The following is a 12,555-nucleotide window of genomic DNA, read 5'->3' on the forward strand; positions in this document are numbered from 1 at the left end:
AATCTCCTCAGCTCACGCTACGAGAAAATTCTACGAATAAACCCCCTTAACGATGGGGAGGATTACCTCACCATAGCCTCGGATAAACTTCTGTGATCACGGTTGCACCGGGTGCTGGATCCCACCCGTCAAAGGGTCAGAAGTGCAGGTGGGGCCGCGCGTGCCGAAGGTGCCGCAGCCAAGGAATGCCGGCATGGGTAATATGGCCTGTTCTTGGTAGCGGTCACGAGAGCCGCGTTCTCTGCCTCGGTCCGCGCCAAGGCCTTGCGGGAGGGGCGTTCGATTGCAAAAACCGGGGGCTGTTTCTCTCTCTTGGCGTGGATGACTTCACCGTGCCGCATTTCGAGAGCAGTTGATGCTCAGCATCCGGTTCTGGGTGACATGAGTGGGTATGTTGTACGCGTGCATCGCCAGTTCCGTGCGGTTTCGGACATCAAGCTTGCGGAAGATGTTTGTCAGATAATGCTTCACCGTCTTTTCGCTGAGGTTAAGTGACCGGCCGATCTCCTTGTTGCAGCAACCCCGGCGGATCAGGACATATATCTCTCCTTCGCGCTTGCTCAGGATGCTGGCATCTGCCTCGATCTCCAGCGCCGGTGCGGCTCCCCACGACCCCAAGACGCGCGCTGCCAGATGCGGGGTGATATGGCCGATGCCATTGACGAGTCGGTTCAGAACATGAAACAGCTCGTCACCGCTGATCCCTTTGAGGACGTAGCCGGCGGCGCCCAAGCGCATCGCTTCCATCACGTCCTGTGGCCGCTCTGATATCGTCAGGATCAGGATGCGGGTTTGGGACCCGGCATGGGTGATGGCCCGAACGGCCTCGATGCCCGAACCGGGGATCTCGAGATCGAGGATCAGGATGTCGGGGGCGTCACGCCGCACCAGGTCGATCGCGTCCGCGGCGGAATGGCCCGCACCGGTCACGCGAAATCCGCCAAAGCCCCCGATCACCTGGATCAATCCCTCTCGAACGATGGGATGGTCGTCGACGACGGCAACGCTGATCTCACTCATGGCTATGCTCCATGCTGTACTCGTGAAAACTGGCCCGGATTTCCATGCGGTGGTGTTCCAGATCCAGAACCTGAAAGATGCCCCCAAGATTCTCGATGCGATGCCGCAGATTGCGCAGGCCCATCGGCTGGCGGGAGACATCACGGCATGCGTCCTGACCGTGACGGGCGTCGTTGCTGACCGCGATGACCAGGGTGCCGTGATCGACGTACAGATGCACCTGTTGATCCCGTCCCCCCGCATGCTTGAAGGCGTTGTGCAGCCCCTCCTGCACGACACGGCAGATGGCTACCTTGACGGGCAGGCTTGGCTCCGGCAGGCGGTCCGCCAGAACGGTGCGGACTTCCGTCGAGGTTCGGCGACGATGGTCCTCTACAAGGGCGGAAACCGCGTCCGCCAGGGGCAGTTCGGCGACCGGTCTCTGGCTGGTGCCGCTCAGCAGGGCCTGGACCTCGCTCATAGCCTCTTCGAGGATAAGTCGAACGCTTTGCACCCCGTCTTCCTGCGATCCGCTTGAAGACGGCGCGGACTTCATGCGCAGCAGGGCGACGGTGAGCAATTGGCCGATCCCGTCATGGATGTCCGAATTGATCTGACGAAGCTGCGCCTTCTGCTCCTCCTGCAGGCGGATGGTGCGCTGATGGATCCTGGCCTGTGTCTCCCTTGTTCGGTCAAGCAGCAGGACCAGGTCGGCCATCCGTGCGCTCAGATCGGTGCGCTGTCGCAGGATCACCGCATCGCTATAACGAAGGATCATGACCAGGATGGCGACGAACATGGCCCCGATGACAGTCAACAGTCCCCAAGTCTGCCAGCGGGCACGGGTCAGCGCGTCCGAAACGACGGCGGCGTTCTGATAGTATTCCGCCACCGCGACGATCCGGTTGAGCGAACGGATGCGGATCGGGACATAGATCTCGAACTGCTGGGGGCCCGTGGTGGTGCTGGGCCAGCCGGATTCCACGTGGAAGGTGTCGCCGACCGATACTGATATCTCTCCTGCAAGCGCGGTTGCCAGCTCGTCGCTGACGGGCTGCGCGGAGCCCGTCAGGCCGTGGCGCGATGCGTAAAGAATGGTGCCTTGGGCATTCCATATCTTCATTTCGGAAATGCCGAGTGCATCAGAGATGTCATGAAAATACGTATCGATGACACCGATAAGTTCCGGCGACAGCGTATCCGCCGCCAGATCCTCGGCATGCCGGTTCAGCATAGATTCAAGCACGGTCGCAGCGCGATGCCCGACCTCCGTCTCGACGGTCTGCTGCAGGCGCGATGCCGTCCAGACGCCCAGAATGGCCAGCCCCACCACGACGATCAGCGCGCAGCTGGACAGATGGCGCCGCAACAGACCCAGGCCCTGCCAGACAGGCCGAGAGCGCGTTTCCGGCGATAGGAGAGGAGCGTCAGACATGCCGGTCAAACCACCCACCACGAGTTTCGGGATATGCCGTCGGATGTAGTCCACAAGGTAGCATATGCCCCCTCGTTCACATAGGCGTTATCAGTTCCGATCCGGTCCTATTGCGGTGTTCCGTATGATTTCGGTGCCTGAAAACAGCGGGCCGAAGAACCGCCATCTTCCTGAAGTTGCATGGCAATCTGCGCGCCCACACCGGGCGTTGTGCCAAGGCCCGTGTAATCCATCCGGCGATTCGCCGGTCACAGACGCCATGGCGACGAAAGTCGCCATTACGGGGGACCTAACGCCGTATTGGGGACGGCCCGTCTTGGCGTAACCTGTCGACATGGGCCGCCGTCCCGATACCGGGGGTGGACCACGTATCTTGTAAATGGCTTGCGCCGACGTGAACGCCTCTCCGCCCATGGTGAGGGAGATCACCCTGTCATGCGCCGGCCTCTGGTCACGTCAGGGAGATGATCATGGCAACGAGCTTTCATGTGAACGTGCATGACCTGAGCTTCATTCTGAAGCAGATCCAGGTTTCCGAACTCCAGGCATCGACGCCGGGCATGACGACCGTGGAGGCGATCCAGGCGGTCTACGGCGTCAGCGCCGCAGATGCGGCCCTGATGCCGGTGGGCCTGCGGACCGTGGACGGCAGCGACAACAGCCTGTTGCCCGGAACCGAGAGCAACGGGGCAGGGGACACGCCCTTTCCGCGCCTGTTGGACCCGGTCTATTCGAACGAGGGTGACGAAAACCCGTTCTTTGGAATCTCGAACACGAACTACGGGAACAGCGGCAATGTCGTGGACAGCGATCCGCGCACGATCTCAAACCTGATCGTGGACCAGACGCCCGCCAATGTCGCGGCCATCTATGCGGCGTTGAAGGCCGTGGGAACGACGGGCGTCGATGCGAATACCGCCGTCGCCGCGATCACGGTGGCCTACCAGGCGACGCTGAACGCCAAGGGGGCCGACGCCGCCGTGGAGGCCGCCGAAACAGCGTTGAGCGCCGAGACCGCGGACCATGGCGCGGCCGTCGCAGCCTTCAATGCCGCAGAGGTGCGCGTGGCACATTTCACCTCGGCCGGTCCGCTGGCGGAGGTTGCGGCGGAGGCCGCCGACGCGGCCAGCGACGCGCTGACGGTGCTTGTCGCCGACGTGGAGGGCGGAAACGACGTCACTGGATCCCTTGCCACGGCCTTGGCTGCCGCCGTCACCGCGAAAGAGGCTGCGGATGCGGTGACGACCGCCTTGGGGGGTGATGCCGTTCCCGCCGCTCAGGCGCTGGCCGACGCTGCCCAACAACTGCTGGAGTTTCTGGACACCGCCGCCCAGAGCCTTCCGATCGATGAGGCGGCGCTGGTCGAAGCTGTAGAGGCCTTCGGGGCGGTGCTGGGATCGGACGGCCATGCCGCCGACAGCGTGGATGCGATCCAGGCCGGACTGGCCTCGGCAGAGGATCAGGCCGACGCCGCCGCGACGGTGCGAGACGCCGCGCAGGCCGACCTTGCCGAGGCGCAGGCGGATTACAATACCGCGGTGCAGCAGGCGCAGACTGCCGGAACACCCGCCCAGACCGCGGACTTCCTGGCCGACACCTTAGAGGATTACGGGCTGGCCACCAGTCCGGAGGGGGGGCTGATCATCGACCACGTGTCGCCCGATGTCGGCCTGACTGCGCCCTTCAACAGCTTCATGACCATCTTCGGCCAGTTCTTCGACCATGGTCTGGACCTTGTGAACAAGGGCGGCAACGGCACTGTCTTCATTCCGCTGCAGGCCGATGACCCACTGATTGCCGGCGCCGACCAGATTTTCGGCACGGGCGACGATCTTCCCGCAAGCCTGCGGTTCATGGCGCTGACCCGGGCCACCCCGGTCCTGGACGAGAACGGGGTGGAGCAGCACGTCAATGCCACGACGTCTTTCGTCGACCAGAACCAGACCTATACCTCGCACGCCTCGCATCAGGTGTTCCTGAGAGAGCAGGTCCGCGTCGAGATCGATGGGGTGACCAAGGCCTATTCCACGGGCCACCTGCTGGACGCGTCGAGCGAGACCGGCTCTCTGGACGGTGCGGTGGGGACGTGGGCCGACGTCAAGGCGCAGGCGCTGTCGGTCCTGGGCATCCGCCTGGAGGACATGGACGTCCACCGGGTGCCGCTGTTGGCGACCGATGCCTATGGTAACCTGATCACCGGGCCGAACGGCTATGCCCAGATGGTCATGGCACCCGACGCCACCCATTCCGGCCCCTGGCTGCGCGAGGGCACCGCCGAAGGGATCACGACGCAGGGCAGCATCGCGGCCGGTCCGGCCTTCCTGGTGGACATCGCCCACCATGCGGCGCCCAGCAGCACGACGACGGCTGACGGGGACAGCATCACGGGCGATGACAACAACGCCCAGACCTATGACGACGAAATGCTGGATCTGCACATCGTGTCGGGAGACGGGCGCGGCAACGAGAACATCGCCCTTCAGTCGATCCACTCGATCTTCCATTCGGAACACAACCGCATGGTCGAGGAGAACAAGCACACCATCCTGGATTCGGGTGACGTGTCATTCATCAACGAATGGCTGCTGGTGCCGCTGGCCCAAGGCACGGACCTGACCACGGTCGACCCGGCCGATCTGGTGTGGAATGGTGAACACCTGTTCCAGGCTGCGCGGTTCACGACCGAGATGCAGTACCAGCACATGGTCTTCGAGGAATTCGCCCGTCGCATACAGCCCGGGATCGATCCGTTCGTCTTCACCAATTCCGCCGATATCGATCCCTCGATCATGGCCGAATTCGCGCACGCGGTCTATCGCTTTGGCCATTCGATGCTGACAGACACCGTGGACCGGCTGGACGCCCAGCTGATGCCGGTGAACGGTGATGCGGAACAGATGTCGCTGATCGAAGCGTTCCTGAACCCAGAAGCCTTCACGGGGTCAGGCAGTTCGCTGGACGAGGCGCAGGCGGCGTTCATCCGGGGCCTGACCTCGGACGTGGGCAGCGAGATCGACGAGTTCATCGTCCCCGCCCTGCGCAGCAACCTGCTGGGTCTTCCGCTGGACCTTGCCGCGCTGAACATCGCGCGGGCACGCGATACCGGCGTCCCGTCGCTGAACGAGACGCGGGCCCAGCTCTACAACGACTTCGGCCTGCCGGACCTGAAGCCCTATGCCAGCTGGACCGATTTCACGCAGTATCTGAAGAACCCGTTCTCGATCGCGAACTTCATCGCGGCTTATGGAAACCATGCGTCGATCACCTCGGCCACGACCCTCGCCGACAAGCGCGAGGCTGCCACCCTGCTGCTGTTCGGCGACGGCACCAACAGCGATGGCGTGACGATACGCGGCGTGACCTACACGAACGAGGATCGGCTGAACTTCCTCAACGGGCGGGGCGGCTACGGCGCCGGCAACGACCGGGGCGGGCTGGACAATGTCGACCTGTGGATCGGCGGCCTGGCCGAGAAGGTGACCGAGTTCGGCGGCATGCTGGGCACCACCTTCGGCTTCATCTTCGAATACCAGATGGAGCAGCTGCAGAATGGCGACCGGTTCTATTACCTGTCGCGCACGCAGGGTCTGAACCTGCTTGACGCGCTGGAGGCGAACACCTTCGCCGACATCGTCATGCGCAACTCGGCGCTGAGCGGCGATTATGCCACGCATATCAACGCGAACCTGTTCCTGACCCCGGACATGATACTGGAACTGGACCGCGCCATCGCACAGCGCGACTACAACGGCGCGGGTGCTGGCCGCGATCCGGTCTGGGACGACCCGATCATTCAGAGCCTCGACCCCAAGGTGATCCGGGTGGATTCCGGTGTCACCGACGCGAACGGCCATCAGGTCGGCGGAGAGCTGCATTTCCGCGGCGGTGAACATGTCGTCCTGGGCGGGACCGAGGGTGACGACTACATCAAGTCGGATCTGGGTGACGACGCGCTGTGGGGCGATGGCGGCAACGATTACCTGAACGGCGGGGCAGGGGCCGACCAGGTCTTCGGCGGCAACGGTGACGACATCATCGAGGACACGTTCGGCGACAACTTCCTGCGCGGCGAACGGGGCAACGACGTCGTCTCGTCGTCCCGGGGCATCAACCTGCTGTTCGGCGGCGAGGGGCGGGACGCGCTGCTGGTCGGTCAGGACGCGGGCGAGGCCTTCGGTGGCGAGGGCAACGACTTCATCCTGGGCGGTTCCGGCGGGGACAACCTGCTGGGTAACGAAGGCAACGACTGGATCGAGGGCGGAGAGGGATTCGACGTCATCTCGGGCGACAATTCGGAACTGTTCTTCAACTCGACCATCATCGGCCATGATGTGGCCTGGGGCCAGGGCAACGACCAGGACTACGATCTTGAATCGGGCGACGACATCGCCCTGTCCGGGATCGGCGTCCAGCGCTTCGAGGGCATGTTCGGCTTTGACTGGGCCAGCGCGAAATACGACGTGGCCGGTGTGAACTGGGACTTCAACATTCCGATCTTCACATCGGCGCCTGCCGACATCCTGCGTGACCGCTTTGACCTGATGGAGGGGATGTCGGGCTGGATCCACAACGACACGCTGCTTGGCGACAACCGTGGCGGGACCGTGGGCGACACGGATGCGGCGGGCAGCTTTGACGATCACGTCCTGACCGCGGCGGGCATCGACCGCATCAACGGGCTGCGCAACTGGTTCGACGGTGCGCTGGAGACCCTTGGCGGACCGGGAGCCACAAGCTTCCGGGACGGTAACCTGATCATGGGTGGTGCGGGATCCGATCGCATGATGGGGCGCGGCGGCTTCGACGTCATCGACGGCGACGCCTGGCTTAATGTCCGCATCCGCATCGTGGTCGACGGAACCGTGTATTCGGCGGAATCGCTGAACAGCTCTCAGGCGGCCGCCGGACCGTATGCGGGCAGGGTCTATGCGATGGGTGCCGACGGGCGGCCGGACTTCTCTGCGCCGGCCTTTGGGGGGCGGTCGCTGACCTCGCTGCTGCTGGACCGCACGATCAACCCCGGCGACATGTCCATCGTCCGCGAGATCGTGACGGCGGCACCTGGCACGGCCCGTGACAGGGCGGTCTTTGCAGGCGCGCTGGACGAATACGAGATCGAGGGGCGCGGCACGCAGCTGCCGGGAAGCACGTTGATCCAGGCGGCGCGTGACATGAACGGCGACGGCTTCATCTCTGTCCGCGACCTGGGCGGGGACGGGCGCGCGGCCTTCGATGATATCGATCTGATCCGCAACGTCGAGGATCTGGAATTCACCGATCAGGTCATCGCCATCGACACGCCCATCGGCATCAACGTGAACCTGGCGCTGGACGTCGATGGCGCCCCTGCGGCCTTGCCGGCCATCGGTGCCACCATCGGCCGCGTCACCGCCGAGGGCGTTCCCGGCACCTTTACCCTGGCTGCCGGCAGCAGTCCCCTGTTCGGCGTTGCAGCCGACGGGACGCTTGCCGTGACCGGAACGCTTGGCCTCAATCAGACGCACCAGCTGGATCTGACCTTTGCGACGTCGGGGGTCAGCAGGACGGAACGGCTGCAGGTCCTGACCGGCAGCAACGCGGCCAATACCATTGCAGGATGGGCCGGGGACGACCTGATGTACGGCTTGGCCGGAACGGATGTTCTGACGGGCGGCACGGGGGACGACGTCCTGTTCGGCCAGGCCGGGAACGATCAGCTGACCGGCGGCACTGGACGCGACATCCTGATCGGCGGGCGCAACAACGACCAGGTTCAGGGCGGCGCGGGGGACGACCTGATCCTCTTTGCATGGGGTGACGGGAATGATGCGGTCGACGGCGGCGATGGCACCGACCGGATGCGCATCTCTGGCACCGCCGCGAACGAGACCCTGACCGCAACCTGGAACGGTGCCGCGCTGACTGCACTGACCGGGTTCACGGCGATCACCTCTGTCGAGCAGATCCACGTCGATCTTGCGGGCAGTGCGGACCGGTTGGTCTATGCTGCCGGATCGGCCGGCGTCGTCGTCGACTTGGGCGCGGGGACGGCGTCGGGCTTTGCCTCGGTTGCCAACATTGCTTCCGTCCAGGGCGGGAACGGTGCCGATGTCCTGACCGGGAACGATCAGGCCAACACGCTGAACGGTGGGGGTGGAAACGACTTCTTCGTGGCGAGGGCCGATGATGCCAGCGACCTCTACACCGGTGCGGCGGGCTTCGATACGCTGGACCTGTCCGCCTATTCCGGCGACCTGTCGGTCGATATTTCCTTTGCCACGGCGACGATCCTAGGAACGGGCACGACGGCAGCGCTGTCCGACCGCGTCCAGTCGGTCGAGGCCCTGATCCTGGGCGGTGGCGCGGACATCGCCTTCGGCAGTGCAGGGGCCAACCACCTATGGGGCGGCGACGGTGACGACACGCTCAGCGGCGTGAACGGCAACGACACACTGGAGGGTGATGCGGGCAACGACATGCTGATCGGCGGCGCGGGTTTGGACGTCCTTGTCGGCGGGCTGGGCGATGACGTCTTCGTCTTCGCGACACCCGCCCACAGCACGCTGGCGGCGTCGGACGTGATCATGGACTTCGGTCAGGCGGGATCGGCGGGCGGCGATGTCATCGACATCGGCGACATGGCAGGGCTGGCCTTCCAGTTCGTGGGATCGGGGGGCTTCGCATCCGGCGGGACCAATCAGGTGCGCGTCTTCAACAACGGGACGGACACGTTCGTTCAGATCGACACGGACACCGACGTCGCAGCCGAAGCCCAGATCCGCATCCTTGGCATCCACGACTTGGCGGCATCGGACTTCATCCTGTGAAGGCTGATCCAGACTGATAAGCATCACGACCGGCTGGTAGGGAGTTTCCAATGCCAGCCGGTTTCCCAATGTCACAGGAGCAGCTTGGTCATTTGTCGCAGGCGGGGCACATTTTCCAGCGACTTCAAACTATGCGTTGATCAGGAAACCCACTTCTACCTGATCCCCAAAGGATATGACGTCCGCGTGGCGCATTCCGTTTGCGGGCTCTCCGATCTGCTGCATCTCGATCGAGCGCTGCCATTGGTGATCAAGCTAATGGTCGATCTTTTCGTGCAGCTGTCGAATTTCTAGCTCAGCCTTCAGATTGATGCGATATTCTGTTTTGCCCCGCAGGCGGTTCTGGGTTTCCTGCCGGCGCTGGCTCACCATGATGATTGGCGCCTGCAGGGTGGCGACGCAGGACAGCACCAGGTAAGGGGTAGGGATCGAAGGGCGGCCGCAGCACACCCGTGACGTTCGTGCCGATCCATGCCGCCAGAACGCCGACAAACACCAGGATGAACGGCCGGCTGCCGCCAAAACGTGCGACCCTGTCGGCCATCTGTTCGTCGAAAATCAGGCGGTCGTCCAGCGCCGGCTCCCGCTGGCGCGACAGAATGGTGCCAGCCTCCAGAATGTCCAACACGGTTTTGTCCAATGCCGACAGCTTGCCACGCGCGTCCTCCAGCATGCGTTCGACGTATTGCCTGCGAAATGGCACCAGATCGGTCTGGTAGATGATGCGGCCACCGGATCAGTCTGGTGGCTCCGTCTCGATCAAGGCGGACAGTCCAGGGCGAACTGACATTCAGGCATGCACTGCCGTCAGCGGAGATCTATCCGCGAATATGGCATGGGGCGGTTTGGTGATCGGGTTCGCGGGGCAGAGGTTCTCATGGGGACCATTCAGGGATGTCGCAAGGCCGTGGTGCGCCTCAACCCGATCTGCAATCATCATGCCGAACGGGTCAGCGCGTCGCCCGGCAGTGAGGATCCGGGCGGTATGAAGGCGGCAGTTGCCGCGATCTGTAAGGCGCCGGCGCAGCAAGGCATTGTCCGACAAGGATCCAGTACACCGGGATGCGTCGCCGCTGCATTTGGTACAGGGAAACAGGCAAGAACATCGATCATCGAAAGTGAACGGACGGTGATCTGTATTGACGGACCGTCCGTCTAGGGGTGGGTAAACCCTTCACCGACAATGTCGTTTGTTACCGTCAGTAGCAGCTTCCGTTGACACAGGACGCACCACCGGCAAGCGCGCCGATCAATGCGCCCTTGGTCTTGGACCCTCCCAGGGCGTCGGCCGCCAAGGCCCCTGCACCCGCGCCGCCCACCGTCCGGACCGCGGCGCTATTGAGCGGGCTGTCGTGGTAGCCACCACCGCCGGCACATCCTGCCAGCGCCAAGACAACGGCCGTTCCCATCGCTCCGAATGTCGTCTTCATTTCCTGCCTTTTGATCTTGTTCTGATTTGTCCGAACAGCCTAGCGCGCGCCCTTGGGGATGATAATCCCGACCCCCTTCAGAAACGCGTGATCTGCATGGCAGGCGTCAACTGTAGGCATAGACCAACAGCGCGACGCCCAGGATCAGGCGGTAGACCACGTACGGCGTGAAGCTGACGGCCTTCAGCAGCCGCATCATCAGGGTCAGGGCGACAAGGGCCGCGACAAAGGCGAAACCTGCAGCGATCCCGGCCTGTGCGACCGCTGCACCGTCGAAGTCCGAGATGACGTCGCCCGCCAGAAGCGCGGCCGAGGCGATGATGGTGGGGATCGACATCAACATCGAGATCCGCGCCGCGTCCTCGCGGATATAGCCCAGGGCACGCGCGCCCGTGATCGTCGCCCCCGATCGCGAGGTTCCGGGGATCAACGCCACCGCCTGCCACAGGCCGATGATGACGGCGTCGCGCATCGTCCAGTCCGCGGTCCGCTTGCGGCCCTCTCCACGCTGGTCGGACCAGTAGAGCAGCAGACCGAAAATGATCATCGTCCAGCCGATCACGGCCACCGACCGCATCATCTCCATCGCGCCGGACATCTTCAGCACCAGCCCCACCAGGACCACCGGTATCGTGGCGACCATCAGTGACGCGGCCAGCCGTGCGCCGGGCGTGTCGATCCTGCCCCGGGCCAGCCTGCCGCATCCGGCCAGGGCCGCCGCAACGTCGCGCCAGAAGAATAGGATCACCGCGAAAAGCGTGCCGCCGTGGACGGCGACGTCGATGACAAGGCCCTGGTCCTGCATGCCGGTCAGTTCCGGAAGCAGGATCAGGTGACCAGAGGAGGAGACCGGAAGGAACTCGGTGATCCCCTGGATGATGGCGACAAGGACAAGGTGGAAGAGGGTCATTCAGATTCCTTACGCGGGCAACGCGCCACTTCAGAGGCCCGTCATTGCCGTTGTGGAAATGACGGACTGTGGAGCGCGCCCGCTATCACCGACAGACCCCGACCGCCACTCTACCCGGCCAATTTGCGCTTTTGATGACACCGCTTACCGAGCAGATGATGAAAAAGTGAAAGCATGGACGCGTCCGGCATCCATGTAGAACAAGCGCCGTTGGCGCGAGAACATCTGTCCGTCCCGCTCCGACGCTCGTCTAGCTGGCCTCGGCGCGGGTCGTCTCTGGTTGGCATGTCCCTGCGACATGCCAGTACTTCCATCGCAGTTGCGCTATGATTTTCCGCTGACATAACCGGGAGATGTCAGGGGTTTTGTCAAGTTACCGCAGAGCATACACCCCTATTGGCGCAATGATTGCAGTCTGCGGGAGTATCAATGGCCGAGCTTCACGATGACTTCGCGAGCTAAGTGCAACTGATTGGTCGTGGCACGCGCTATGTTGATATGCCATCCTTCGCCAACGCCTCGTCGGTTCAAATTCAGTTGGCGTTGCTGGCCATGGTTCGATTTGCCGCGACACATCCGTCCTGGACCGCATATAGATTGACGCTCGTAAGCATTGCGGCCGACGATTCGCTCCTCTGATCGTCAGCTTACGGCTTTGATCTTGGCAGGAGGTCAGCGTTACTGCCGGTTCGCCCATTCGCTTGCAGCCCGGCTAAAAAATCTTTGAGAAGCACACTTCGTACAAAGCTTTTTGGACCGCAAATCCTTGGAGTAACGTGAAGATACAGAACATTATATGAGGTGCCGCCTGAAAGCTGGGCACTGACGTAAGCTTTGTTTTTGCTGTCTGCTGATCTTCATCACGAGGGAGATCGACGATGTCGAGACGAAAGCGGCCCTTGAGGCGATGAAAGGCGAGGGGACCGTGTCGGAACTGACGAGCCGGTTCGGCGTGCATCCGACGATGATCGATCA

General features: G+C 63.1%; 8 protein-coding genes and 1 pseudogene. 2 read left to right on the forward strand and 7 right to left on the reverse strand.

Annotated elements, in window-relative coordinates; all coding sequences use genetic code 11:
- Positions 1 to 327: 327 nt before the first annotated feature.
- Complete coding sequence (locus FHD67_RS18860; RefSeq protein WP_176695212.1) at positions 328 to 1,020, reverse strand: response regulator; 693 nt, start codon at positions 1,018 to 1,020, stop codon at positions 328 to 330.
- Positions 1,013 to 2,368, reverse strand: coding sequence for a sensor histidine kinase (locus FHD67_RS20620; RefSeq protein ID WP_176695213.1), 1,356 nt, complete (start codon positions 2,366 to 2,368; stop codon positions 1,013 to 1,015). Before FHD67_RS20620 ends, FHD67_RS18860 begins: the two co-directional genes overlap by 8 nt.
- Before the next feature lie 536 nt (positions 2,369 to 2,904).
- Here FHD67_RS20620 and FHD67_RS18865 point away from each other — a divergent pair.
- Positions 2,905 to 9,240 carry a peroxidase family protein gene (locus tag FHD67_RS18865; RefSeq protein WP_176695214.1) on the forward strand — a complete coding sequence of 2,112 codons (6,336 nt, stop codon included), beginning with the start codon at positions 2,905 to 2,907 and terminating at the stop codon, positions 9,238 to 9,240.
- Positions 9,241 to 9,495: 255 nt separating this feature from the next.
- Here the strand turns inward: FHD67_RS18865 and FHD67_RS20985 are convergent, their stop codons facing one another.
- Together FHD67_RS20985 and FHD67_RS21250 are read right to left on the reverse strand one after the other, a co-directional pair.
- Positions 9,496 to 9,612, reverse strand: a complete 117-nt coding sequence (locus FHD67_RS20985; protein WP_232303359.1) for a DUF1003 domain-containing protein — start codon at positions 9,610 to 9,612, stop codon at positions 9,496 to 9,498.
- 94 nt (positions 9,613 to 9,706) lie between these two features.
- Positions 9,707 to 9,913, reverse strand: a pseudogene (locus tag FHD67_RS21250) (DUF1003 domain-containing protein); the annotation flags it as partial.
- A gap of 204 nt (positions 9,914 to 10,117) precedes the next feature.
- Between FHD67_RS21250 and FHD67_RS18875 the strand changes: the two are divergent.
- Positions 10,118 to 10,399: a hypothetical protein gene (locus FHD67_RS18875; RefSeq protein ID WP_139599676.1), complete on the forward strand. Its 282-nt coding sequence runs from the start codon at positions 10,118 to 10,120 to the stop codon at positions 10,397 to 10,399.
- A gap of 40 nt (positions 10,400 to 10,439) precedes the next feature.
- Here the strand turns inward: FHD67_RS18875 and FHD67_RS18880 are convergent, their stop codons facing one another.
- The 3 genes from FHD67_RS18880 to FHD67_RS20760 form a co-directional block, all read right to left on the reverse strand.
- Positions 10,440 to 10,670, reverse strand: coding sequence for a hypothetical protein (locus tag FHD67_RS18880; protein WP_139599677.1), 231 nt, complete (start codon positions 10,668 to 10,670; stop codon positions 10,440 to 10,442).
- A gap of 106 nt (positions 10,671 to 10,776) precedes the next feature.
- On the reverse strand, positions 10,777 to 11,580 hold the full coding sequence (locus FHD67_RS18885) for an undecaprenyl-diphosphate phosphatase (protein WP_139599678.1): 804 nt from the start codon (positions 11,578 to 11,580) through the stop codon (positions 10,777 to 10,779).
- 712 nt (positions 11,581 to 12,292) lie between these two features.
- Positions 12,293 to 12,555, reverse strand: a 263-nt coding sequence (locus tag FHD67_RS20760) for a hypothetical protein (protein ID WP_218062355.1), incomplete at its 5' end; no start/stop codon positions are given.

Source organism: Paracoccus haeundaensis (genome assembly GCF_006239215.1).
Taxonomy (GTDB): Bacteria; Pseudomonadota; Alphaproteobacteria; order Rhodobacterales; family Rhodobacteraceae; genus Paracoccus; species Paracoccus marcusii.

Excerpts from the sequence above, each read along its gene's own strand:
- FHD67_RS20985 (WP_232303359.1), bottom strand. The coding sequence starts at position 9,612 with ATGGTGAGCCAGCGCCGGCAGGAAACCCAGAACCGCCTGCGGGGCAAA.
- FHD67_RS18880 (WP_139599677.1), bottom strand. The coding sequence starts at position 10,670 with ATGAAGACGACATTCGGAGCGATGGGAACGGCCGTTGTCTTGGCGCTG.
- FHD67_RS18860 (WP_176695212.1), bottom strand. The coding sequence starts at position 1,020 with ATGAGTGAGATCAGCGTTGCCGTCGTCGACGACCATCCCATCGTTCGA.
- FHD67_RS18875 (WP_139599676.1), top strand. The coding sequence starts at position 10,118 with ATGGGGACCATTCAGGGATGTCGCAAGGCCGTGGTGCGCCTCAACCCG.
- FHD67_RS18865 (WP_176695214.1), top strand. The coding sequence starts at position 2,905 with ATGGCAACGAGCTTTCATGTGAACGTGCATGACCTGAGCTTCATTCTG.
- FHD67_RS18885 (WP_139599678.1), bottom strand. The coding sequence starts at position 11,580 with ATGACCCTCTTCCACCTTGTCCTTGTCGCCATCATCCAGGGGATCACC.